Consider the following 24166-nt stretch of genomic DNA (forward strand, 5'->3'; position numbering starts at 1 on the left):
GGGTACGGCGGGCGGCGGCTGCGCGAGCGCCATCCGCACCCGCTGGACGGCCCGCCGCCGCCCGTACCCGTCCTGCTCGCCCGGATCGAGGCGGCGGGGGAACCCGGCGATCCGGACGCGCTGCGGGCCGCCCTGCGCTGGTTCGGCCTGCGCCGCCGCGGCCCGGTGGAGCGCCTCGCCCCGCTGGCCGCGCACCCCGACCCGACCGTCCGCGGGGAGCTGGTCTGGGCCGTCCAGGGCTGGTCCTCCCCCGGCGTCGCCGAACTGCTGGACACTCTCGCCGAGGATCCGCACCCGGACGTCCGCGAGGCCGTCGCGGACGTCCGGGAGCCCTGAATCCGCCGGGGACCCCCAGGAGACGCGCACCCGGCACCCGAGGTGCCCGAACGGCCGAACCGGGTGATCATGGGACGAACCGTGTCTTCGGCGATTCGGCGCGCCGGTCCACTCCGACCGCGCCGGGAAGGTGGACCGCGATGTTCCAGCTCCTGTGGATTCTGCTCATCGGCTTCGTGCTCGGCGTGCTCGCCAAGCTGATCCTGCGCGGGCCGCAGTCGATCCCCTGGTGGCTGACCATGCTGCTCGGCGCCGCCGGGGCCTTGCTGGGCAACGCCGTCTCCGGCTGGATCGGCGTCCGCCACACCTCCGGCATCGACTGGATCCGTCACCTCCTCCAACTCGGCTTCGCCGTCGCCCTGGTGGCCTTCGTCGCACCCGCCTGGAGCAAGAGCCGAAGCCGCTGACCAGGCGTCGGCCCGGGTCAGCCCACGTGCACCGCGGGCCGGCGCCCGCGGTCGGGCTCGGCCTCGCGGAGCACCTCGCGGGTGACCGGCGCGATCTCGCCCTGCCCGAACAGGAAGAACCGCAGGAACTGGGCGAAGGGGTTGCCCTCGGTCCACTCGAAGTAGATGTGCGGCCGCTGCCCGGTGAGGTCGCGCACCTGCAGCAGCAGCGCGGCCAGCGCGTTGGGCACGCTGGAGCTCTGCAGTGCGAGCACCCGGTAGCGGTCGTGCAGCACCTCGCCGCGCACGGTCAGTTCGGCCTCGAAGTCGGACGGGTCGAGCACGGTGACCTCGACGAAGACCAGGTCGTCCTCGGCCGGGATGTCGTTGTCCTTGCGCATCTGGTGGATCTTGTCCCGGTACTCGGCGAGGTCGCGGCCGTTGGGCTCGTTGGCGATCAGGCGCAGCGGGCGGTGGGTGTAGTCCCGGACGAAGCGCTCCGCGACGTCGTCCAGGACCACGTCGGTGACGCGCAGTTCGAAGGCGCGCTTGAGCCGGGAGAGGAAGGAGACCAGCATGATGCCCGCGATGAAGCAGGCGCCGATCTTGACGCCGTCCGGCCGCTCGGCGATGTTCACGGCGGTGGTGTAGAGGAACACGGCGGCGATCACCGCGAAGGTGATCGCCCAGCGACGTTCCTGGGCCTTGCGGGCGGCGATGGTGACGGCGACCGCGGCGGAGCTGATCAGCACCAGCACGCCGGTGGCGTAGGCACCGCCCTGGGCATCGACGTTGGCGTCGAACAGCCAGGTGACCAGGAAGGCGATCAGGGTCAGCACGATCACCGTCGGCCGCACCGCCCGGGCCCAGTGCGGGGCCATGCCGTAGCGGGGCAGGTAGCGGGGCATCAGGTTGAGCAGTCCGGCCATGGCGGAGGCGCCCGCGAACCAGAGGATGGCGATGGTCGACAGGTCGTAGATGCTGCCGAAGGCGCTGCCCAGGTTCTCGTGGGCGAGGTAGGCGAGGGCTCGCCCGTTGGCCGGACCGCCGCTCTTGAACGCGTCCGGGGGGATGAGCAGGGTCGTGATGAAGCTGGTGGCGATCAGGAAGACGCTCATGATCACGGCGGCGGTGGTGAGCAGGTGCCGGGCGCCGCGGATGCGGCCGGTGGGCTTGTCCTCGGTGTCGTCCGGGTCGCCCTCGATGTGGGGCATCACGGCGACGCCGGTCTCGAAGCCGGAGAGGCCGAGCGCGAGTTTGGGGAAGACGATCAGCGCCACGCCGATCATCGCGAAGGCGTTGCCGTGCTCGGCGGTGAGCGCGTCGGTCCAGTCGCCGAACAGGTGCGGTTCCTTGAGGACGTGCCAGATGCCGTTGGCCACCACGACGACGTTGAGCGCGAGGTAGACCGCGACCAGGACGACGGCCAGGCCGATGGCCTCGCCGAAGCCCTTCAGGAACACCGCGCCGAGCATGGCCACCAGGATGAGGGTGAGCAGCACCTGCTTGCCGGACAGGGCGCTGTGCAGGTGCGGGTTCTCGATCAGGTGGGCGGTAGCGTCCGCGGCCGACAGCGTGATGGTGATCATGAAGTCGGTGGCGGCGAAGCCGAGCAGGGTCAGCACGAAGAGCTTGCCCTGCCAGAACGACAGCAGCCGCTCCAGCATGGCGATCGAGCCCTCGCCGTGCGGGCTCTCGACGGCCACCCGCCGGTAGACCGGCAGCGCGCCGCACAGGGTGACGAGCACCAGGACGATCGTGGCGATCGGCGACAGCAGCCCGGCCGCGAGGGCGGCGATGCCGGGCTGGTAGCCGAGGGTGGAGAAGTAGTCGAGGCCGGTCAGGCACATGACCCGCCACCAGTGCGCGCCCTTCTCGGCCGGCGCCTCCGCGTGCGGACCGGGGTGCTGCTTGGCCATGTCCGCGAGGCCTTCGAGCATCCACGCCCGGAACCTGGCACCCCGCGTCGACGGAGCCGAAGAGGCTGTTCCCGGTGCGGCCGAACCCGACGATCCCACGTACACCCCTGTCCATGACTTCGGCCGGCCGCCGCACGGTTCCGGACCCCCAAGGCCGCCGGACGGCGGGCCTGGTCAGGCTAGGGGACCGGGCCGGGCCGGACCGGCGATCGCGCGGGCCAACACGCCGGGATGCGCCCGTCCGGCCCTCCCGGGTGGCGTCCGCCGCCCGGCCGTGGCCCGCGGCTCCGGCGCGGCGGTGCGCCAGCCCCACCCGAAAGGGGTATAGATGTCCGCGCGCGTTGACCCGCGATGTTGACTCGTGAGGTCGAGGCGCCCATGGACCGGCGACGGACGGCAGGGAGACAGCGGTGGCGGAACCGAGTCGGCGGGGAATCCTGGGCCTGGGCCTGTTGGCGGCCACCGCCACCTCCTGCGGCGCCCGACAGCCGGGCGCCGCCCCGGACCCCACACCCCACGCCCAGGGCACCCCCGGCAGCGCCGCACCCACCGCCGCCCAGCACACCGGGCTGAAGGGCGACCCCCCGAACGAGCAGTCCCTGCCCGGCAACCCGGACTGGGAGATCACCGACCCCGGCCGGGCCGGTGCCGTGGAGGGCTTCGCCGACCGGGTCAGCGTGCTGCCCGGCGAGTCCTTCGGCCTGCACGTCTCCACCCCCGCCGCCGCCTTCACCGTCTCCGCCTACCGGATGGGCTGGTACGGGGGCGCCCGGGCCCGGCTGGTCTGGCGCCGGGAGCACGTCCCCGGCGCCAAGCAGGCGGCCGCGCACGTGGACCAGGTCACCCGTACCGTGCTGACCGGCTGGCAGCGCACCCTCACCGTGGACACCGCCGGCTGGCCCGAGGGCGCCTACCTGCTGCGCCTGGACGCCGAGGACGGCTCCGGGCGCAGCTACGTCCCGCTCACCGTCCGCTCCGCGGGCACCGCCGGGAAGACCGTGGTGATGAGCGCCCCGGCGACCTGGCAGGCCTACAACGAGTGGGGCGGCTACAGCCTCTACAACGGCCCGACCGGCGGCCTGGCCACCCGCTCGCTGCGGGTGGTCTTCGACCGGCCGTACGACTACGACCACGGCGCCGGGCTGTTCCTGGTCTACGAGGCGCCGCTGATCGCCCTGGCCGAGCGGCTCGGGCTGCCGCTCGCGTACACCACCGGGATCGACGTGGCCCGCGAACCGGGGCTGCTGCGCGGGGCGAGCGCCGTCCTCTCGCTCGGCCACGACGAGTACTGGTCGCCCGAGCAGCGCGCCCACGTGGTGACGGCCCGCGACGCCGGAACCAACCTGGCGATCCTCGGCGCCAACTGCTGCTTCCGCCGGATCCGCTTCGAGCCCACCGAGCTCGGGCCGGACCGCACGGTGGTCTGCTACAAGGCCGCCTGGGCGCAGGACCCGGGCTACCAGGCGGGCTCCCCGGCGACCACCGACTTCCGGGCCGGCCCCGGCGCCGACCCGGAGAGCTCGATGCTCGGCGTGATCTACGACGGCTACCCGGTGGACGCCCCGTACGTGGTCACCTCACCCGGGCACTGGGCCTTCGAGGGGACGGGCGTGACGGCCGGGGCGTCCTTCCCGCACCTGGTCGGCGTCGAGTACGACCGGGTCGACACCGGCTTCCCCACCCCGCGCCCGATCGAGGTGATCGCCCACTCCCCGGTGGTCTGCGAGGGTCGGCGCTCCCACTCCGACACCGCGTACTACACCGTGCCGAGCGGCGCCGGCGTCTTCGCCAGCGGGACGATGCGCTGGGTGGAGACCCTGGACGCGCGCGGCCCCGGCGGCGGCAAGGCCGACCACGGCATCGACTCCCACGCCGGGGACGTGGTCCGCAAGGTCACCGAGAACGTCCTGCGCGCCTTCGCCGTCGGCCCGGCCGGACGCACCCACCCCGCCCAGGACAACCTGGCCGCCGTCTACGGCACGGCGTAGCGGTCCATCGCGGTCGAACCGGTCTTCCCTGCCCCGGCCAGGCCCCGCCCCGGGCGCCCCCCGGGCGGGCGGGGACCGCTGATCCGGCTACACTCGCACGGTCTCACAGCAGCGCAGGTCGTCCAGGACAACCGACCGGTATGGCAGTGATGCCGGCCGGCGAGGGCACGAGGGAACAGAACATGGTCGAGGCCTCCCCGAAGGTCGTTGTCGTCGTCCCCACGTACAACGAGCGGGAGAACCTTCCGGTCCTCGCCGGGCTCCTCGCGGACCTCGCGGTGCCCGAGCTGCACCTGCTGGTGGTCGACGACAACTCCCCCGACGGCACCGGCGAGATCGCCGACAAGCTCGCCGCCGACTCCGGGGGCACCGTCGGCGTGCTGCACCGCACCGAGAAGGACGGCCTCGGCCGCGCCTACCTGGCCGGCATGGCCCGGGCCCTGGACGAGGGCGCCGACGTGGTGATCCAGATGGACGCCGACCTCTCGCACCCGGCCTCGGCGATACCCGCGATGGTCGGCACCCTGCTGGCCGACCAGGACACCGCCGTGGTGCTCGGCTCCCGCTACGTGCCCGGCGGGTCGACCGCCGAGGAGTGGCCGTGGCACCGCAAGGCGCTCTCCGCCTGGGCCAACTTCTACGTCAACGCGATCCTCGGCCTGGGCGTCCGGGACGCCACCGCGGGCTTCAAGGCCTGGCGGGCGAGCGCCCTGCGGGCCATCGACCTGCCGACCGTGCGGAGCAACGGCTACTCGTTCCAGGTCGAGATGAACTACCGGGTGATCCAGCGCGGGCTGGCCATCCGCGAGGTGCCGATCCGCTTCGAGGAGCGGATCGAGGGCGCCTCGAAGATGAGCCTCGGAGTGCAGATGGAGTCCGCCCTCGCCCCCTGGAAACTGCGCTTCAACCGCGAGGGCTAGGCCTCTTCCGGCCGGGCCCAGCTCCGCACGAGCGGGTCTGGACGAGTAGTCCCTGCGGCAACGGGCTGTGTGAGCCCCGGTCACGGGGAAAGAAGGCTCTCATGCCCCTTCTCCCGGAGTCCCTGACGGCCCTGGTCCGCCGCGGCGCCCGAGACCCGTTCGCCGTCCAGACGCTGCGCGCCACCGTGGCCGCCACCCTGTCGTACGCGGTGGCCACCCGGCTCAGCAGCGAGCCCGCCCCGCTGACGGCGCCGCTCACCGCGCTGCTGGTGGTCCAGGTCACCGTCTACTCGACGCTCAAGACCAGCATCCGCCGGGTCGTCTCGGTGGTGGTCGGGGTGCTGATCGCGATCGGCTTCAGCGCCGTGGTCGGGCTCTCCTGGTGGAGCCTGGGGCTGGTCATCCTGGCCTCGCTGGTGATCGGGCGGTTCGTCCGGGTCGAGGAGTTCGTCCAGGAGGTCGCGATCAGCGCGATGCTGATCCTGGGCGTCACCAAGCTGACCTCCCAGGCCTGGGACCGGGTGCTGGAGACACTGATCGGCGCGGCCGTCGGCCTGCTGTTCAACCTGCTCTTCGCCCCGCCGGTCTGGGTGGAGACAGCCGGGGAGTCGATCGAGGACCTCGCCCGGCGGGCCCGTCAGCTGCTGCTCGACATCTCCGAGCAGCTGGGCCGGCCGACGCCGGTGGCGCGGGCCGCCGAGCGGCTGCACGAGGCCCGCCGGCTGGACCAGGCGATCACGGACGTGGACGCGGCGCTGCGCCAGGCCGAGGACAGCCTGCGGTTCAACCCCCGGATCAGCGAGGGACTGCTCTCCCGGCTGGTGCTGCGCACCGGGCTGGACACCCTGGAGATCTGCGTGGTGGTGATCCGGGTGCTGGCCCGCTCGCTGACCGACCTGGCCAAGCGGCGCGGGCCCGAGGAGCGGCTGTTCCCGCCGGAGGTCGCGGTCGGGCTGGAGGAGCTGCTGGCGCACGTCGGCGGGGCGATGGTCAGCTTCGCGGTGCTGGTCACCACCCAGGTGAGCCGCAACGCCGAAGAGGCCGAGGAGCGGCTGACGGCCGAGCTGGCGGCGGCCTTGACCTGCCGGGAGAACGTCGCCCAGGTGCTGCTGCGCAAGGTCCAGGAGCACCCGGAGGCCTGGCAGCTGCACGGCTCGATGCTGGCCGAGGTCGACCGGATCCTGGACGAGCTGGATCTGGAGCACCGCAGTCGGCGGCTGATGGAGGAGCTGGACCGGGCCTCGCTGGCGAACCGGGAGCGGTTCTCCCCGCTGCCCCGGCTGCGCCGCGCGGTGCGGGTCGGACGCCGGGGCGAACGGGAGCGCCCGGCGGCGGGGGCCGGGCGCTGATCCGGGGCGCCGGGGCATCCGGAGACCACGGCATCAGGACATCGACGCACCAGGCCATCAGGACTTCAGGACTTCAGGACTTCAGCGCATCTGGGCGCCAGCGCATCAGGGCATCAGGGCATCAGCCAGGGCTGCTGCGGCAGCGGGTGGCCGGTCTCCAGGTAGGTCTTGAGGTTGGACAGCACCGCCGACCAACCCCGTTCGGCGTCCGCCCGCTCGGGCTCGTCCGCGAGGTTCTCGTGGGTGACGGTGAGCCGGGTCAGGTCCTGCCAGTGCCGGAGGTCGAAGGTGACCCGGGAGGGCCCGCCGGGGCGCCGTCCCTCCGGCCCGGCCCAGGTGGTGACCAGGCGGTGCGGGCGGTCGGACACCTCGACGATGCCGATCACGTCGGCGATCCCGGAGTCGTCGGCGCGCTGGTGCTCCCAGGGCGCGCCGGGCAGCCAGGTGGAGACGTTGCGGTGGCCCCAGTACAGGCCGGACTCGTCGGCGTTGGTGAGCGCGTGCCAGACCCGCTCCGGGGTGGCGCGCAGATAGACGATGCCGCGGTGGCTGAAGGCGGTCACGGGCTCAGCCCCTGGCCGCGTCGAGCAGCGGCTGGATCTCGATCTTCCGCATCCGCAGCATGACCGCCATCACGCGGTCGGCCCTGGCCCGGTCCTCGTCGCCGATCAGGTCGAGCAGGACCCGCGGGGTGATCTGCCAGGAAAGGCCGAAGCGGTCCTTGAGCCAGCCGCACGGACCCTCCTGGCCGCCGTCGGCGGTGAGCTTCGCCCAGAGTTCGTCGACCTCCCGCTGGTCGTCGCACTCGACCTGGAGCGAGATCGCCTCGGTGAAGCGGTACTCGGGGCCGCCGTTGAGAGCCGTGTAGGGCCGGCCGGCGAGTTCGAACTCGACGGTCATCACCGAGCCGGCCTGGACGGGGGCGCCCTCGCCGTAGCGGGTGACCCTGGTGATCCGGGAGTCGGGGAACAACGAGGTGTAGAGGGCGGCGGCCGCTTCGGCCTGGTCGTCGAACCAGAGGAAGGTGGTGATCTTCTGCATGCGCCCGACGGTAACGGCGAGCCCGGTCGCGGTGGCCGAGCCACGGCCGGGGGTCACCGGATCGGCGCCCCCGGCCGGACCGGCCTCCGGTCCGTGCGCTCCGGGTCAGTGCACCCAGCCCGCGTAGCGCTGCACGAAGCGCTGGCCGGTGTGGGCGGTGACGACGACGTCGTAGCGGCCCTGCTTGTCCAGCGGCCAGTCCAGGTTGAACTGCTTGCCGGGCTTGACCCACACGGTCTGGGCGCTGCCCGCGAAGTCGTTGGGCGCGGCGGTGAAGGCCACGTCCGTCAGACCGTCGTTGGCCACCTGGAGGGTGAGCTTGAGGCTGCCGTGCAGGTCGGCGGTGACGATCGGCACGCCGATGTCGTTCTGGCCGTCCTGTCCGTCCCGGACGACCGTCCCGGCGAAGCGGCGCACGAAGCCGTCCGGGCCGTGGACGGTGAAGTCGTAGCGGCCGTCGGTGGCGGCGGCGTCCCAGACGTAGGTGGCGTTCGCGCCGGGGGCGACGGTGTAGGGGGTGCCCGCGAAGGGGAGCAGGATGTTCGGGTAGACGGTGTACGGGAAGGCCACCGAGCCGTCGTTGCTCATGGTGCAGGTGACCTTGCCGGTCAGGCGGTCCACCGCGACGTCGGCCCACGGCTGGTAGGGCAGCGGGCGGTGCGGGCGCTCGCCGCGCTCCTGGACCGGCATCGACTGGGTGCCGGCGGCCGGGAGGGCGACGCCGGGCAGCTTGGCGCCCGCGTCGGCCCTGGCCATCAGGGCGTTGGTGTCGGGCAGCTTCGGGAGCGACAGGTCCGGGGCGGCGAAGTCGAAGCAGCTGGTGAGGTCGCCGCAGACGGCCCGGCGCCAGGCGGAGATGTTGGGCTCGGCCACGCCGGTGACCAGCTCCATGAAGCGCAGCACCGAAGTGTGGTCGAAGACCTGGGAGTTGACCCAGCCGCCGCGCGACCAGGGGGACGCCACCCAGAGCGGGACGCGGTTGCCGAGGCCGATGGCGCGCCCCTGGGTGAACTCCTCGGGGGTGCCGGGCTCGGGGGTGGGCGGGACCATGTGGTCGAAGTAGCCGTCGTTCTCGTCGTACATGACCAGGAAGACGGTGTGCTGCCAGACGTCCGGGTTGGACATCAGCGACTGCAGCGCCTGGTTGACCCAGTGGGCGCCGTAGGCCGGGCCGGCCTCCGGGTGCTCGGAGAACAGGTAGGGCGCGACCAGCCAGGAGATGGTCGGCAGGGTGCCGTCCTTGCAGTGGCGGTCGAAGTCGGCGGGGTCGAACTTGGTCATCGCGTTGAGGTAACGCGGGTCGTCCTGCGGGAAGTTGTGGAACTGCTTGAAGTAGGAGAGCGCGTTGTCGTCGTAGTCGCCGGTGCGGTCGTCCTTGCTGGGGTTGTGGTAGACCCGCCAGCTGACGCCGGCCGCCTGGAGGCGCTCGGCGTAGGTGGTCCAGTCGGCGACGGGGTTGTCGGTGACCGGGGTGTTGTCGATCCAGGGGCCGGTGGTGCCGTCCCGCCCGGGGCCGGAGGTACCGGTCCACAGGTAGAGCCGGTTGGGGTCGGTGGGGCCGGCCAGCGAGGTGAAGTAGGCGTCGCAGAGGGTGAACGCGTCGGCCAGGGCGTACTGGTAGGGGATGTCGTCCCGGGTGAAGTAGCCCATGGTGCGCTCGCCCTTGGCGGCGATCCACTTGTTCATCGCGCCGTTGTTGATGGCCTGGTGGCCGGTCGCCCAGTCATGGGGCAGGCCGCCGGCGTTCTGCGCGTTGTACTTCGAGGTGTCCATCCGGTACGGCAGCATCACCCCGCCGTCACTGCGGCGGCCGTCGGGCTGGCGGAACACGTCGGTGCCGTCCGGGAACTGGAGCGCCTGCTTGTCGCCGAAGCCGCGCACACCGTTCAGGGTGCCGAAGTAGTGGTCGAAGCTGCGGTTCTCCTGCATCAGGACGACGACGTGCCGGACGTCCTTGAGGGTGCCGGTGAGGGCGGTGGCGCCCTCGGTGGCAGGAGCGGGGGCGGCGTCGGCCCGGGTGGCGGACAGGCCGGTCAGGGCGGTGGCGCCGACGGCCGCGGAGGCGCCGACGAAGGTGCGGCGGGAGAGCTCGGGCATCACGAACTGGCCTCTCAGAGCTGGAAGGTGGCGACGGCGGCGGCGGTGTCGGAGGGCCACTCGTTGGCGGCGGTGTTCGGCTCCGGCTGGGGCCAGTCGGCGACCAGGGTGTGCGCCTCGACCAGCTTCAGCGCTCCGGCGTAGTGGACGGAGTCGATGCGGTCCTGCGGCTCGGGGCGATCGCCGCGCCGCTTGCGGGTGGGCGACCAGGTGACGCCCGGGGCCTTCGCCGGGTCGCGGTTCTCCTCGCGGAAGGTGTCGGTCAGTCCGGCGGCCCGCAGCTCCGTGGTGACCGGCCAGGCGAGCGGGCCGACACCCTGGTGGGCGGCGGCGGTGCCGGCCGTCCAGTCCAGGTGGGAGGGCGAGGACAGCGCGCCGGCCAGCACCACCGGGACGCCCCGGGCGAGGTCCGCGCGCACGGCGGCGGCCAGCGCCTTGGCCTGCTTGACGCGCGGCGAGGCGTTCTCGGCCGCCAGCACCTGGGCGGCGGTGCCGCCGTCCTGGATCGCGTACGGGCCGTAGCCCGCCTCGTCGAGGTGCGCGGCCCAGAACCGGACGCCGCGGCCACCGGGCAGCTGGACGGTGGCCGCGACGGCGGGCAGCTCGGCGGTGGCCTGGGTCAGCTCGGTGAGCGGGTAGCGGCTGAGGATACCGACGCTGCCCGGGCTCTGGTGGGCGTACCAGCCGAGGGCGTCGGCCAGGGTCCTGGCCCGCTCGCCGGCCGTCTCCTGCAGGGCGAGCGCGTCCAGGCCCTGGGCGAGGACGACGCGCAGCTGCTTCTCCAGCGCGTCGGTGTAGCCGGAGCCGGCCTGGTGCAGGTTCCAGCTGGCGGCCTTGAGCCGCGGCGGGGCGGCCGGGGCCACCACGGGGACGAGCACGGTGACGGTGTCGGTGGCGCCGGTGCTGTCCTTGACGCCGACCACGACCAGCTCGGGGTTGCGGCCGGCGGTGGCGGGCGCCGTGCCGGTGAGCGTGCCGTCGGCGGCGACCGAGGCCCAGGCCGCGCCGCCGAGCTTGCGGTAGGCGGCGGAGCCGGGGGCGTTGCCGGCCGGGCGGGACCAGAGCCCGCCGAGCTTGATCGTCACGGCGGCGCCGGGGGCGACCGGGGTGGCGGTGAAGGAGTCGACGGCCGCATGCGGGGGGACGACCGCGGGCTTGGGCCGGAAGCTGAACGGGGCGGTCTGGGCCAGGATGCCGTAGCCGTCCTTGGCGAGCAGGTAGGCGGTGTACGGGCCGCCGGTCAGCGCGGAGGTGTCGAGCTGGGCATCGCCGGAGGTGCCGGGGACGTACTTCCACACCAGCGAGGAGCCGGTGCCGGGCCGGCGGCTGCCGTCGTACACGCCGACCCAGTTCTTGGCGTCGGGGGCGTCGGTGCTCCAGTGGAAGGTGAGCCGGTCGCCTTCGGCGGGGCTGCTGGATGAGGTCAGGGTCAGGGCGCTGCCTGCGGCCACGGTGGTCCTGTCCGCCGCCGCGGGTCCGGTCCGCCGGGGGACGGTGCCGGAGCCGCGCGCGGCTGGTCATGGAGGCGGGGAGGGAGAACGCCCACAGTTGGCTGTACAACTGTGGGCGGGCTCATTCACCCGAAGGCCGGCGACCGGAACGTGAACGGCGTGTGACGGAGCGTCGGGCGGTTCGGGAACTCCGTGGCGCAAGCACTTCCGGACATGCGCGGAGGGCCGCGACGGACGATCCGTCGCGGCCCTCGGGGGGCGTGTGGCCGGCCAGGCCGGGGGCCTGGCGCAGGGCTCAGGCCAGGGCGAGGAACAGCTTCTCCAGTTCGGCCTCGCTCATCGGCGCCGCGTCCTCGTCGGCGGCGGCCATGCACTGGCGCATACCGCTCGCGACGATCTTGAATCCGGCCCGGTCCAGGGCACGCGAGACGGCGGCGAGCTGGGTGACCACGTCCTTGCAGTCCCGGCCCGCCTCGATCATCGCGATCACCCCGGCCAACTGGCCCTGGGCCCGCCGCAGTCGGTTCAGGACCGCGCCGACCGCCTCCTCGTCCACCTGCATGTCCGGGCCGCCTTTCACATCGACTGTCGATGGACAAGTGTACCCGGAGGGGTATTCATTCCCGGCTCGCGGAGTTCGTCGCGAAGTTCGTCGCGGAGATCGTCGCGCAGGGCCGTCGATCAGCGGCGGGCCAGCCGGCGCTCGCCCCCGGCGCCGGTCGCGTACGGCAGCTCGTAGTAGGCGAACACCTCGGGCTCGTCGGTGGCCGGCAGGATGTCGTCGGTGCCGATCGCCGGGGCCTCCTTGACCTTGCTCCGCGGATACGCCACCCGCAGATAGGCCGGACCGGCCACCGCCCCCTCCAACGGGACGAAGACCAGCCGGCGCTTGGCGATCACGCCGATCGTGACGGTGGCGAAGAAGGGCTCGTCGGTGGACGTCTCGACGTAGACCGACTCCAGCGTGCCGATCCGCTTGCCGTTCTCGTCGACCACGTCCTGACCCCGCCACTCGCGGATGTCTGCCATAGCGATTCCCATGGCCTCGGACCTCCCGTGTCGGACGCTCCCCATGGTCCCCCGCCGTCTTTCGACCCCCGGAGTTCCCATCCTGCGCCGGGACGGACGCCGGGGCGCGACGAAAGGGACATACAGGGGTGAGCCGGCCAACCGCCACCAGGGCGCTGACCTGGGCTTTAGGCTGTCCGCCAACGTTCGGGAACAGCTCGCCCGGGGATCTCCCCGGCCGGGACGGCCAGAGGGGCGGCAGCCGTGGGGTACGAGAGCATGTGGGAGTCCGGCGCTCCGGAGGTCGCGGCCGACCTCCGGCCCGAGATCCCCCACCCGGCCCGGATGTACGACTACTACCTGGGCGGGAAGGACAACTTCCCCGCCGACCGCGCCGCCGCCGAGAAGGCGCTCGCCGCCAACCCCGAGTTCCGCGCCACGGCCCGGGCCAACCGGGGCTTCCTGACCCGGGCGGTGGGCTGCGTCGCCGGGCTGGGCATCGACCAGTACCTCGACATCGGCACCGGCATCCCCACCGCCGGCAACACCCACGAGATCGCCCAGGCCGCGGACCCGGCCGCCCGGGTCGTCTACGTCGACAACGACCCGATCGTGCTCAGCCACGCCCGCGCCCTGATGGCCGGCGCCGGACCGGGCCGCACCACCGTGCTGCAGGCCGACCTGCGGGACCCTGCGGCGGTGCTGGACGCCGTCCGAGCCGAGGGGCTGCTGGACTTCTCCCGGCCGGTCGGGCTGGTGCTGGCGGCCGTGCTGCACTTCCTGCGGGACGAGGACGAGCCGTACCGGGCGGTGGCCACCCTGCTGGCTGCACTGCCCTCCGGCAGCCACCTGGTGCTCTCCCACGGCACGGCCGACTTCATCCCCGCCGCCGTGCGCGACCGGGTCACCGGCGTCTACGACAGGGCCACCGCGCCGCTGGTCGGCCGGAGCCGGGAGCAGGTGCGGGCCTTCTTCGACGGACTGGAGCTGCTCGACCCCGGGGTGGTCACCGTCCCGCTCTGGCGACCCGGGGCGGCACCGGCCCCGGGCGCGGAGCGGGTGAGCATGTACGGCGCGGTCGCGCGCAAGCCCTGACGGCGGGGCTCGACGGCGGGGGCTCACGGCGGGCTCCTACGGCGGGGGCTCGCGGCGGGCTCCTACGGCGGGGGCTCGCGGCGGGCTCGACGGCGGGCTCTCGCATCGGGCCGGGGGCGGCCCGGGGTGGTGCTGGCGGGACCCCGGATTGGGGGGTTTTTACCACCGACCCGGGCCAACGCCCCGGCTACTGTCGTCGGGACGGCCCCGGACCGGGGCGGTCGACACGGGGTCAGCACGCGATGAACGCGCATGACTTGGGGGGAACCACCATGGACCACTACCGCCGTTACGCCCACCGACGCCACACCTACCGCCGCTACGCCGGGGCCGTCGTGGTCGCCGGGCTCGCCATCGGGGTGCTCACCGCCTGCGATCCGGTCGGGACGTCCTTCAGCGACGACGCGACCGTCTCGGACAAGGTCACCGCCGTCAAGCTCGACAACTCCTCCGGGGACGTCACCGTCCACGGCAAGTCCGGCGCCGGAGGCGTCTCCGTCCACCGGAAGGTCACCTACCACAGCGGGAAGCCCGGAACGACCACCCGGGTAGACGGCGGGACCCTGGTGCTCGGCGGCTGCGGCCACAACTGCTCGGTGGACTACACCGTCGAGCTGCCCGCCGGGCTTTCGATCAGCGGCAGCACCTCCGCCGGCGGGATCCACCTCTCCCAGGTCGGCGAGGTCTCGGTGCACACCGACTCCGGTGACATCTCGGTCGACCAGGCCTCGGGCTCGGTCGACGTGCGCACCAACAACGGTGAGATCAAGGGCACTTCACTCAAGGGCGACAAGATCCAGGCCAAGACGGACAACGGCGGGATCAACCTCACCCCCGGCAAGGCCCAGGACATCAAGGCCACCACCTCCAACGGCGAGATCCACGTCACCGTGCCGACCGGCTCCTACCACGTCAGCGCCGGCACGGACATCGGCGAGAAGCACATCGGGGTCCAGAACGACCCCAACGGCACGTTCAAGCTCGACCTGGGGACGGACATCGGCGACATCACCGTCAAGACCGGCTGACCGGGACGGCCCGCGGCGACTGCCGCTCCGGGCACGCACCTCGACGGGCGTACCCGGAGCGGGTGTGCCCGAAGGTCAGAGGCCGGTCTGGAGCTCGGCGCGGTGGCGGATGTACTCGTCGGGGTGCGACCGGGCGATGGTGACGGCCACCTCCACCAGGGCGTGCAGCTCGGCCGGATAGGCGCGCGGCACCAGCGGCAGACCCGGCAGGATGCAGCGGCGGACGTCCAGGTCCTCGTTGCCGACGAACTCCCGCAGCGCGGCCTCGTTCCAGCTGTCGCGGACGATCGCGCCCTCGTCGGCCGTCGCGTTCCGGCCGCCGCCGACCGTCAGCGCCGTCCAGTACCAGGCCCGGGCGGCACCGGCGCGCTCCGGGTTGGTACCGGTCCGCAGGTAGCCGAGCAGGGCCAGCCGGACCCGGCGCTGGCCGAAGGCGACCAGGGCGGGCTCGACCAGGCGGCGGTTGAAGCTCGGGTTGGGGTCGTGGACCGCCGCCTCCAGCAGCGGCTCGAAGTACTCCTCGGGCAGCTCGGAGCGCCCGGCGAGCGCCTTGTGGACCTCCCATCGGGCCGCGCTCGGGTAGTCCGCCCCCGACGCGACCTCGGCCCCGAGCACGCGGAGCAGACGTGAAAGCCGCAGCTCGAACGCCTGCGATCCGTCCCCCGCGCGCTCGGGCAACGGCTGGAGAATCCGCACCTCGCCGGCCGTGTCCTTGGTTTCCACGAACATCCTCCTCATTCTGAGTCATCGGCAGACTACTCGCTGATACACCCGTTCGGAGTCGGTTTTCAGCCAGGACCGGATCTTGAACGGCTTCCGGGACGAAGGCTTGACGTCCCCTCAGTTCACGGTCGTGGCAGCCGGTTCGGAGCGCGTCGGTGCGGTACGGCGCGGGATGACCACCCGTCAGGAGGGACGGCCGGGCGGGACGAGGCCGGACTGGTAGGCGATCGCGACCAGTTGGGCCCGGTCCCGGGCGTCCAGCTTGGCCATCGCCCGGTGCACATGGGTACGGACGGTGAACGGGCTGACGAACATCCGCTCGGCTATCTCCTCGTTGGTGAGCCCGGTGGCGGCCATCGACATCACCTCGCGCTCACGGGCGGTGAGGACGGCGAGCCGCTCGACGGGCGCGGCGGCGGCCGGATCGGGCTGGGCGAGGAACTGCTCGATCACGGCCCGGGTGGCGGCCGGCGAGAGCAGGGCATCACCGGCCGCGACGGTGCGCACGGCGGCGAGCAGTTCCTTCGGGTCGGCGCCCTTGCCGAGGAAGCCCCCGGCGCCCGCGCGCAGCGCCTGGGCCACATACTCGTCGATCTCGAAGGTGGTCAGGATGAGCACCCGGGTACCGGACAGCTCCTCGTCCGCGCAGATCTCGGCGGTGGCACCGAGGCCGTCGGCGCCGGGCATCCGGATGTCCATCAGCACGATGTCGGGCTTGGTGGCGCGGGCCAGTTCCACCGCCTCCCGGCCGTCGGCGGCCTCGCCGACCACCTCCATGTCCTCCTCGGCGTCGATCAGCATCCGGAAGGCGCCGCGCAGCAGGGCCTGGTCATCGGCGAGCAGCACGCGGATGGTCATGCGTGGTCCTTGTCCTTTCGGATGGCGCGATCTTGTCGGGCGGAGCCGGTGGGGCGGGCGGAATCGGCGGAGCGGGCGGAATCGCCGGAGCGGGCGACGCAGCCCCAACGGCCGACGTGGTCGGGGCGGGCCGTACCGTCCGGCCGGCCGGCGGCGTCCGGTGGCGTCGCGCCGTCGGGGTGGGCGGTGCCCTCCGACCGCGGCCCGATGTCCTCCCTGGCGCCGGTGCGCAGCGGGAGTTCGGCGGTGACCAGGAAGCCGCCGTCGGGCCGCCGGTCGGCGGTGAGGCGGCCGCCGATCGCGCCGGCCCGCTCGCGCATGCCGATCAGGCCGAAGCCGCTCTCGCCCGGGGCGGGCGGGGGCAGCAGGGCGGTGCGGGGGCGGCCGGGGCTGCTCGGGCGGCCGTTGGCGACGCTGACGGCCACCCGGCTGCCGCTGTAGGAGAGGGTGACCTCGGCGTCGGCGCCGTGGGCGTGCTTGGCGACGTTGGTCAGCGACTCCTGGACGATCCGGAAGGCGGTGAGGTCGACGCCGGGCGACAGCGAGCGGGGCTCGCCCTCGACGGTGAGCCGGACCGGCAGGCCGGCCCGCTCGAAGGTGTTGATCAGCTCGGGCAGCCGGTCCAGGCCGGGGGCCGGTTCGAGCGGGGCCGGCTCCTCCGCGCGGCGCAGCAGGCCGACGGTGGCCCGCAGCTCCTGGAGGGCGGAGCCGGTGGCGTCGGTGATGTGGCTGAGCACCTCGCGGGCCTGCACCGGGTGGTTGTCCATGAGGTGGACGGCGATGCCGGCCTGGGCGTTGGCCAGGGCGATGTGGTGGGCGACCACGTCGTGGAGGTCGCGGGCGATCCGGATCCGCTCGTCGGCGACCCGGCGGCGGGCCTCCTCCTCGCGGGTGCGTTCGGCGCGCTCGGCGCGTTCCTCGATCGCGGCGAGGTGGGCGCGGCGGTTGCGGATGGAGTCGCCGAGGGCGCCGGGCAGCAGGGCCCAGGCGAGGACGCTGATCCGCTCGCCGATCGGGCCGCCGGGGCCGAAGACCAGCGAGATCCCGGTGAGCAGGACGGCGGTGAGGATCGAGGCGCGCAGCGCGGTGGCGCGGTCGGTGCGCACGGCGAGGAAGTAGAGCGCGAGCAGCAGCGGGGTGGCCAGCATCGGGGTGAGCCGGGGGCTGGTCCAGGTGAGCATCATGGTGGAGAGCAGGGTGACGGCGACCACCGCGCGCGGGTGGCGGCGGTGGAAGAACACGGCGGCGGCGGCGATCAGGGCGAGGAGGCAGGTGGCCGGGTCGACCGGGGCGAAGCGCCCGCTGGTCTGGTCGACCGTGGCGCCGAGGGCGGTGACCCCGATCAGGGCCACGCCACCGGCGACGTCGAGCAACCGGGGGTGCTCGCGGCGCAGGCGCTGCCAGGTGTCGCTCATGGTCCTGCTCTCCGGGTCGGGGTGCCCTGGCCGCACCCTCGCCGGGTTCTGCCAGTCGGTGTCGCGCCGCGCCCGGTGGGGTGCGGGGCGCCGAGTGGGGGCCTCCGCGCGGGCGGCGGCCCTGACAGCAACGGTAACGGTTGGGGCTTGAACCGGTGTCCGAGCCGACCTGCGCCGGACCGGGCCGCCCTGGTGGGAGGCCCGGTCCGGTGGCTCCGGGCCCGGCCCGAGGGGTGCCGGGGCCGGGCCGGGCGGTGCCGGTACCGGTACCGGTACCGGGGCCGACGGCTGTCGGGCGGTACCGGGCGGTGCCGGGCCTAGACGGTGACCGACTCCTTGACCGGTGCCGGCTCGGGGGCGGCGGTGTGCAGCTTGCTGCCCTCGACGTCGACGTCGGGTATCAGGCGGTCGAGCCAGCCCGGCAGCCACCAGGCGCGGCGGCCGAGCAGGGCGAGGACGGCCGGGACGATCGTCATCCGGACCACGAAGGCGTCGAAGGCGACGGCGGCGGCGAGGCCCAGACCCATCATCTTGATCATCGGCTCGCTCATCCCGATGAAGCCCGCGAAGACGGCGATCATGATGAAGGCGGCCGCGGTGACCACCCGGGCGTTGTGCCGGAAGCCGGTGACGATGGCCTCGTTCGGTTGCTCGCCGTGGACGAAGCCCTCGCGGATCCGGGTGACCAGGAACACCTCGTAGTCCATGGCGAGGCCGAAGACCACACCGATCAGGAAGATCGGCATCATGCTCATCACCGGGCCGGTCTGCTCCACGCCGATCAGGTCGGCCAGCCAGCCCCACTGGAAGACCGCGACGACCGCGCCGAGCGCGGCGGCCACCGAGAGCAGGAAGCCGAGCGCCGCCTTGATCGGGACGAGGACGGAGCGGAAGACCACCATCAGCAGCAGGACGGCCAGGCCGACGACCACCGCGAGGTAGGGCAGCAGTGCGTCGGTCATCTTCTGCGAGACGTCGATGTTCATCGCCGTCGTACCGCTGACCAGGACGGTCGCCCCGGTGGAGGCCTTGAGCCCGGCCGCCTGGCCGCGGATGGTGTGGACCAGGTCCTTGGTCGCGGCCTCGGCCGGACCGGTGGCCGGGATGGCGCTGACCAGGGCGGTGTCCCCCGCCTTGTTGAACATCGGCGGCGTCACGGTGACCACCCCGGGCACGCCGGAGAGGGTCTTCTCGACCTGGCCGGCGGCGGCCTTCGGGTCCGCGGTGCCCTTGACGTCCACCAGGACGGTCAGCGGGCCGTTGAAGCCCGGGCCGAAGCCCTCGGACAGCAGGTCGTAGGCCCGCCGCTGGGTGGTGGAGGTGGGCTTGGCCTCGTCGCCGGGCAGGCCGAGCCGCAGGTCGAGCGCGGGAGCGGCGAGCACGCCGAGGCCGACCACGCCGAGCAGCAGCACCCCGAGCGGGCGGCGCACGATGAACCGGGCCCAGCGGGCGCCGCCGTTCTCCTTCGTGCCGGCCGGCTGCGCCTCGCCCTTGGCCTTGCGGACCTTGCGGGGCAGCGCCCTGCGGCCGATGAAGCCGAGCAGCGCGGGCACCAGGGTGAGCGCGACCAGCACGGCGATGACGACCGTCCCGGCGGCGGCCATGCCCATCTTGGCGAGGAGCGGGATGCCGACCACGGAGAGCCCGGCCAGGGCGATCACCACGGTGAGGCCGGCGAAGACCACCGCGGAGCCGGCGGTGCCGATGGCCCGGCCGGCCGCCTCCTGCGGGGTGCGGCCCTCGGCGAGCTCGGCCCGGTAGCGGGAGACGATGAACAGGGCGTAGTCGATGCCGACCGCGAGGCCCAGCATCATGGCGAGCGTGCCGGTGGTCGAGGAGAGGCCGAGCGCGCTGCCGAACGCGGTGATCAGCGACATGCCGAGGCCGACGCCGATGACGGCGGTGAGCAGCGGCAGGCCGGCGGCGACCAGCGAGCCGAAGGTGATCACCAGGACGACCGCGGACAGCGCCATGCCGATCGCCTCGCTGCTGCCGCCCGCGTCGGGCTTGGCCATCAGCGCGTTGCCGCCGATCTCGACCTTGAGCCCGGCGTCCCGGCCGTGCTGGGCGGCCTGCTGGAGGGCGTCGGTGGCGCCCTTGGACACCTCGCCCGCCTTGGCGGAGTAGTTGACCGTCGCGTAGGCCGTCGAGCCGTCCTTGGAGACGGCGCCCGGCATCTTGAACGGGTCCACCGCGCCGGTGACCTGCTCGCCGTGGGCGAGTTCGGCGACCGTCTTCTCGACGGCCTGCTGGTTCGGCCCGGCGGTGATCTTCTGCCCGGAGGGCGCGACGAACACCAGGCGGGCCGAGGCGCCGTCGGCGTGACCGCCGGGGAAGCGCTCGTTCATCAGGTCGAAGGCCTTCTGCGCCTCCGTGCCGGGCATCGAGAATCCGTCGTCGGGTGCGGCGGGCGCCTTGGCCGCCAGGACTCCGGCGAGCGCCAGCACGGCGACCCAGAGCAGGGTCACCAGCCGGCGCCGGACGAAGGCCCATCGGCCCAGGCGGTAGAGGAACGTGGCCACGGGAGAGCGGGCTCCTTCGGATTCGACGGAAGATGCGGGACGGGGACGGGTGCGGGTCACGGATGCACGGAGGCGGTCCGCTCGCAGCATGACCAATCCTTGGTCAGCACCCCCTCCTCCGTCGTCATCTCTGCGCAGGCCGTCTGCGTACTGCGGACGCAGTACGCCCCTCCCCCGTACGGCGGAGCGCGCGGCCTCCCCCGGGAGCAGCCGGGGGCGGCCGGTGGCCTGCGGCGGGAGCAGCCGCAGGTCACCCGTGCGGGGGTGACGGCGGGCCGCGACCGCCCCGGCGAAGTAGCGTGATGGGCCACTGGCCTGACCGTTTCCACCCGGTCCGGGCCGACCCGTCCCGATCGGTGCTGATTCCAGCCCGCCGCCGGAGGTGCCCCATGGGCGTGCCCGCCGCCCGCATCGTGTTCGACGAGAACGACCGCGCGGCCGTCGCCGACGCCGTGACCGAGATGCTCACCACCGGCGCCCTGACCCTCGGCCCGTGGACCGAGCGCTTCGAGCAGGCCTTCGCCGCCGAGCACGGCGCCTCCCACGCCATCGCGGTGAGCAGCGGCACGGCGGCGCTGGAGGTGATCCTGCGCACCGTCGACGTCCGCGGCCGCGACGTGGTCGTCCCCGCCGTCACCTTCTACGCCACGGCCGGCGCGGTGATCCACGCGGGCGGTCGCCCGGTGATCGCCGACGTCGACCCGGCCACCCTCGCGCTCTCCCCCGAGACCCTCGCCGCGGCCCTCACCCCGGATACCGCAGCCGTCGTACTCGTCCACATCGGCGGACTGGTCACCCCGGAGGTGGACGCCCTGCGCGCGCTCTGCGACCGGCACGGCGTCCCGCTCGTCGAGGACGCGGCGCACGCCCACGGCAGCAGCCTGGGCGGGCGCGCCGCCGGGACCTTCGGCCTGGCCGGGGCCTTCTCCTTCTACCCGACCAAGGTCACCACCAGCGGCGAGGGCGGCATGATCCTCACCGAGTCGCCGGAGCTGCGCGACGAGGCCCGGATCCACCGCGACCAGGGCAAGGGCTCCTTCGGCGCCAACCACCACGTCCGGCTCGGCTACTCCTGGCGGATGAGTGAGCTGCACGCGGCCGTCGGCACGGTGCACCTGCGCCGGCTCAAGGAGTTCATCGAGACCCGCCGGGCCGTCGCCCGCCGCTACGACGACGCCCTGGCCGGCGTCGACGGGCTGCGGCCGGTGCTCGAACCGCCCGGCAGCCGCGGCAACTACTACAAGTACGTGGCGCTGCTGGCGCCCGGCGTCGACCGCCCCGCCTTCAAGCGGGCGGTGGCCGAGGAGTACGGGGTGCGGCTGTCCGGCGAGGTGTACGACCTGCCGCTGCACCTGCAGCCGGTGCTCGCCCCCTACCGGGGCGGGCCGCTGCCGGTGGCCGAGGACGTCTGCGCCCGACAGGTCTGCCTGCCGGTGCACTCCGACATGACCGAGGACGAGACGGAGCTGGTGATCGAGGCCGTCTCGACGGTGCACCGGCGGATGGCCGGGTAGCCGGAGCGAAAGGAGCAAGACCGTGCGGATAGCCGTCACCGGGGGCTGCGGGTTCATCGGCTCACACGTCGTGGACCACCTGATCGCGGCCGGCCACGAGGTCCTCGCCGTGGACACCACCGACAAGTACCTCAACCCCGACGCCGAACACGCCCGGATCGACGTCCTCGACCTGCCCGCGCTGACCTCCGCGCTGGCCGGCAGCGAGGTCGTCTACCACCTCGCCGCGATGGCCGACGTCGAACAGGTCTCCGCCGACCCCGTCCGGGCCGTGCGGACCAACATCGACGGCACCGAGGCGGTGCTCGAGGCCGCCCGGCGCAGCGGACTGAGCCGCACCGTCCTGGCGAGCACCGTGTGGGTCTACGGCGCCGCCCTCACCGACGAGCAACTCGACGGCGGGGAACAGGAGTTGGACGAACACGTGCCGATCGAGCTGGAACACAGCGGGCACCTGTACGTGGCCACCAAGCTCGCCGCCGAGATGCTCGTGCACAGCTACCGCGAGCTGTACGGACAGCACTTCACCATCCTGCGCTACGGCATCCCGTACGGGCCGCGGATGCGCGACGAACTGGTCGTCGCCCGGTTCGTCCAGGCGGCCCTGGCCGGGCGGCCGATCACCATCGCCGGCGACGGCCGGCAGAGCCGCAACTTCGTCTACGTCGAGGACCTCGCCGACGCCCACGTCCGGGCCCTCTCCCCGGCCGCCGAGGACCAGACCTTCGCCCTGGAGGGCTCCACCGCCGTCTCGGTGCGCGACATCGCCGACACCGTCGACCGGCTGCTCGGACCGGTCAGCATCGAGCACATCGACGGGCGCAAGGCCGACTACACCGGGCGGCGGATCTCCTCCGCCCAGGCCAAACGGCTGCTCGGCTGGTCGCCGAAGACCAACTTCGCCGACGGCGTGCACCGCTACGCCGACTGGTACCGGGCCGCCGCCGCCACACCCGCCGCCGGCTGACCGGGCCGCCCGATGCCGCACGCCCTGCTGGTCTCCGGCTCGCTCGGCCAGGGCCACGACGTGATGGCCCAGGCGTGCGCGGACACCCTGCGGGAACGCGGCTGGACCACCGGCACCGTGGACGCCATGGCCCTGCTCGGGCAGCGGTCGGGCGCCGCCGGGGAGGCCGTCTTCCGGCGGCTGCTCGACCTGCCCGGGGTCTACGACGCCTTCCACTTCGCCGCGCTGCGCCCCGGTGCCCGGCTCGCGCTGCTCGCCGACGCGGCCGCCCGCAGCCGGCTCGTCCCGGCGCTGGGCGAACTGGTGCGGGCGCAGCGGCCGCAGCTGGTGGTCTCGGTGTTCGCCACCGCCACCTCGGCGGTCAACCGGCTGCCTCGGCGGGACTTCCGGCATTTCGTGTTCTGCACGGACGTCACCCCGCACCGGCTGTGGGTGCAGGAGGGCACCGACCTGTTCCTGGTCACCTCGGAGGTCGCCGCCTGCGCCGTGCGCCGCTACCGGCCCGACGCCTCCGTGTGCGTCCTCCCCGCGCCGCTGCGCCGGCCGTTCTACCGGCCACCGGCGCGGGCCGCGGCCCGCGCCGAATTCGGCGTGCCGCCGGATGCCGGGTGCGTGCTGCTGATGTCCGGCTCCTGGGGGCTCGGGCCGATCGCGCACACCGCCGCCTCGCTGGCCGCCGCGGGGCCGCACGTGCTCGCCGTGGCCGGGCGCAACCAGGAACTCGAACGCCGGCTGCGGGCGGCCGCCCGCCACCAGCCGCGACTGCACGCCTTCGGCTACACCGACCGGATCCCGGCCCTGATGGCCGCCGCCGACCTGGTCGTCACCAGCTCCGGCGACACCTGCAGCGAGGCCCGGGCGATCGGACGCCGGCTGCTGCTGCTCGACGTCGTCCAGGGCCACGGCCGGGACAACCTCCAGCACGAACTGGAGCTCGGCCACGCCGACGTCGCCACCGCCCGCCCGGCCGAGGTGGTCCGCAACGCCCTCGCGGCGCTGGGCAGGCCGGCACCCGAACCCTCGCCCGGTGCCACCCCGGAGGCCTGGCAGAAGGGGTTCGGGGCGGCGCTGGAGCGGGTCGGGCTGGGGTAGCCGGGGTCGTCAGCCGCTGCGGACCTGGGGTCACCGGGCAGCAGAAGACCGGCTGGCGTGCGCCGCGGGCGAGGGGCGGGACGGGACGGCGTGGTCGCGCAGGGGGCCGAGGGTGAGGGCCTGGGTGCGGCAGTGGGCGGCGATCAGCGGGAGGGCGGCCACGGTGGCGCGCCAGGAGTCGGGGGCGGAGGTGCAGTCGGAGTCGTGCAGCAGGAGGGTGGCGCCGGCGGTGAGGCCGGGGCGGGCGGTCGCGTAGACGGAGTCGCCGGTGGCCTCGGCCGTCCAGTCGCGGCCCCACGCGGTCCACAGCACGCTGCGCAGGCCGAGGCGGCGGGCGGCCAGCGCGGCACCGGCCGTCAGCACGCCGTACGGCGGTCGGTACCAGTGCGGGCGGGCGCCGCACAGGTCGGTCACCGCCTCGGTGGCGCGGCGCAGTTCGCGCAGGTCGCGGGCCGGG

23 protein-coding genes are annotated in these 24166 nt (G+C 73.5%); 11 read left to right on the forward strand and 12 right to left on the reverse strand.

The annotated features are described in order from the left end of the window. Both BG452_RS06590 and BG452_RS06595 read left to right on the forward strand, forming a co-directional pair. The coding region (locus BG452_RS06590) for a HEAT repeat domain-containing protein (RefSeq protein WP_188303224.1) at positions 1-336 on the forward strand (336 nt) is incomplete at its 5' end. Positions 337-476: 140 nt separating this feature from the next. Next, positions 477-743, forward strand: coding sequence for a GlsB/YeaQ/YmgE family stress response membrane protein (locus tag BG452_RS06595; protein WP_188303225.1), 267 nt, complete (start codon positions 477-479; stop codon positions 741-743). Between the two features lie 17 nt (positions 744-760). Here the strand turns inward: BG452_RS06595 and BG452_RS06600 are convergent, their stop codons facing one another. Beyond that, the gene (locus BG452_RS06600; protein WP_188303226.1) at positions 761-2662 is read right to left on the reverse strand and encodes an APC family permease; all 1902 of its coding nucleotides are present in this window, start codon (positions 2660-2662) and stop codon (positions 761-763) included. 389 nt (positions 2663-3051) lie between these two features. On the opposite strand from BG452_RS06600, the gene BG452_RS06605 reads away from it, so the two are divergent. From BG452_RS06605 to BG452_RS06615, 3 genes are all read left to right on the forward strand, one after another. Continuing rightward, the gene (locus BG452_RS06605) at positions 3052-4629 is read left to right on the forward strand and encodes a N,N-dimethylformamidase beta subunit family domain-containing protein (protein ID WP_411292890.1); all 1578 of its coding nucleotides are present in this window, start codon (positions 3052-3054) and stop codon (positions 4627-4629) included. 140 nt (positions 4630-4769) lie between these two features. Continuing rightward, a complete protein-coding gene (locus tag BG452_RS06610; RefSeq protein ID WP_317620928.1) occupies positions 4770-5549 on the forward strand; it encodes a polyprenol monophosphomannose synthase in 780 nt (259 codons plus the stop codon). A gap of 101 nt (positions 5550-5650) precedes the next feature. Then, a complete protein-coding gene (locus BG452_RS06615; protein WP_188303227.1) occupies positions 5651-6898 on the forward strand; it encodes an FUSC family protein in 1248 nt (415 codons plus the stop codon). Between the two features lie 113 nt (positions 6899-7011). Here the strand turns inward: BG452_RS06615 and BG452_RS06620 are convergent, their stop codons facing one another. From BG452_RS06620 to BG452_RS06645, 6 genes are all read right to left on the reverse strand, one after another. Further along, the gene (locus BG452_RS06620) at positions 7012-7461 is read right to left on the reverse strand and encodes an SRPBCC family protein (protein WP_188303228.1); all 450 of its coding nucleotides are present in this window, start codon (positions 7459-7461) and stop codon (positions 7012-7014) included. Positions 7462-7465: 4 nt separating this feature from the next. After that, on the reverse strand, positions 7466-7939 hold the full coding sequence (locus BG452_RS06625; RefSeq protein WP_188303229.1) for a VOC family protein: 474 nt from the start codon (positions 7937-7939) through the stop codon (positions 7466-7468). Positions 7940-8044: 105 nt separating this feature from the next. Beyond that, on the reverse strand, positions 8045-10036 hold the full coding sequence (locus BG452_RS06630; protein ID WP_188303230.1) for a phosphocholine-specific phospholipase C: 1992 nt from the start codon (positions 10034-10036) through the stop codon (positions 8045-8047). Positions 10037-10050: 14 nt separating this feature from the next. Next, positions 10051-11487 (reverse strand): endonuclease/exonuclease/phosphatase family protein, encoded by a 1437-nt coding sequence (locus BG452_RS06635; protein WP_188303231.1) that lies wholly within the window; start codon positions 11485-11487, stop codon positions 10051-10053. A 295-nt stretch (positions 11488-11782) separates the two neighbouring features. Further along, entirely contained in the window at positions 11783-12049 is a 267-nt protein-coding gene (locus BG452_RS06640; protein WP_188303232.1) for a metal-sensitive transcriptional regulator, read from the reverse strand. Between the two features lie 119 nt (positions 12050-12168). Beyond that, positions 12169-12516: a PRC-barrel domain-containing protein gene (locus BG452_RS06645; protein ID WP_223241849.1), complete on the reverse strand. Its 348-nt coding sequence runs from the start codon at positions 12514-12516 to the stop codon at positions 12169-12171. Positions 12517-12774: 258 nt separating this feature from the next. Here BG452_RS06645 and BG452_RS06650 point away from each other — a divergent pair, with 258 nt between their 5' ends. Next, positions 12775-13590, forward strand: a complete 816-nt coding sequence (locus BG452_RS06650) for an SAM-dependent methyltransferase (RefSeq protein WP_188303245.1) — start codon at positions 12775-12777, stop codon at positions 13588-13590. 272 nt (positions 13591-13862) lie between these two features. Next, positions 13863-14618, forward strand: coding sequence for a DUF4097 family beta strand repeat-containing protein (locus BG452_RS06655; RefSeq protein WP_188303234.1), 756 nt, complete (start codon positions 13863-13865; stop codon positions 14616-14618). A gap of 75 nt (positions 14619-14693) precedes the next feature. On the opposite strand, the gene BG452_RS06660 is transcribed toward BG452_RS06655, so the two are convergent. The 4 genes from BG452_RS06660 to BG452_RS06675 all read right to left on the reverse strand — a co-directional run bounded on the left by BG452_RS06660 (position 14694) and on the right by BG452_RS06675 (position 20136). Continuing rightward, positions 14694-15347, reverse strand: coding sequence for a hypothetical protein (locus BG452_RS06660; RefSeq protein ID WP_223241850.1), 654 nt, complete (start codon positions 15345-15347; stop codon positions 14694-14696). 177 nt (positions 15348-15524) lie between these two features. Then, entirely contained in the window at positions 15525-16199 is a 675-nt protein-coding gene (locus BG452_RS06665) for a response regulator transcription factor (protein ID WP_188303235.1), read from the reverse strand. Further along, positions 16196-17614: a sensor histidine kinase gene (locus BG452_RS06670; RefSeq protein WP_188303236.1), complete on the reverse strand. Its 1419-nt coding sequence runs from the start codon at positions 17612-17614 to the stop codon at positions 16196-16198. Before BG452_RS06670 ends, BG452_RS06665 begins: the two co-directional genes overlap by 4 nt. A gap of 317 nt (positions 17615-17931) precedes the next feature. Then, positions 17932-20136, reverse strand: coding sequence for an MMPL family transporter (locus BG452_RS06675; protein ID WP_188303237.1), 2205 nt, complete (start codon positions 20134-20136; stop codon positions 17932-17934). 99 nt (positions 20137-20235) lie between these two features. Here BG452_RS06675 and BG452_RS06680 point away from each other — a divergent pair, with 99 nt between their 5' ends. The 4 genes from BG452_RS06680 (at position 20236) to BG452_RS06695 (ending at position 23709) form a co-directional block, all read left to right on the forward strand. Continuing rightward, positions 20236-20439, forward strand: a complete 204-nt coding sequence (locus tag BG452_RS06680; protein WP_188303238.1) for a hypothetical protein — start codon at positions 20236-20238, stop codon at positions 20437-20439. 86 nt (positions 20440-20525) lie between these two features. Continuing rightward, positions 20526-21650 carry a DegT/DnrJ/EryC1/StrS family aminotransferase gene (locus BG452_RS06685; protein ID WP_188303239.1) on the forward strand — a complete coding sequence of 375 codons (1125 nt, stop codon included), beginning with the start codon at positions 20526-20528 and terminating at the stop codon, positions 21648-21650. A 22-nt stretch (positions 21651-21672) separates the two neighbouring features. Continuing rightward, complete coding sequence (locus BG452_RS06690) at positions 21673-22617, forward strand: NAD-dependent epimerase/dehydratase family protein (RefSeq protein WP_188303240.1); 945 nt, start codon at positions 21673-21675, stop codon at positions 22615-22617. Positions 22618-22629: 12 nt separating this feature from the next. After that, on the forward strand, positions 22630-23709 hold the full coding sequence (locus BG452_RS06695; RefSeq protein ID WP_188303241.1) for a glycosyltransferase: 1080 nt from the start codon (positions 22630-22632) through the stop codon (positions 23707-23709). A 30-nt stretch (positions 23710-23739) separates the two neighbouring features. On the opposite strand, the gene BG452_RS06700 is transcribed toward BG452_RS06695, so the two are convergent. Then, a partial coding sequence (locus BG452_RS06700; protein ID WP_188303242.1) for a polysaccharide deacetylase family protein occupies positions 23740-24166 on the reverse strand: 427 nt, incomplete at its 5' end.

The organism is Streptomyces sp. CBMA123 (assembly GCF_014596465.1).
Classification (GTDB): Bacteria; Actinomycetota; Actinomycetes; order Streptomycetales; family Streptomycetaceae; genus Kitasatospora.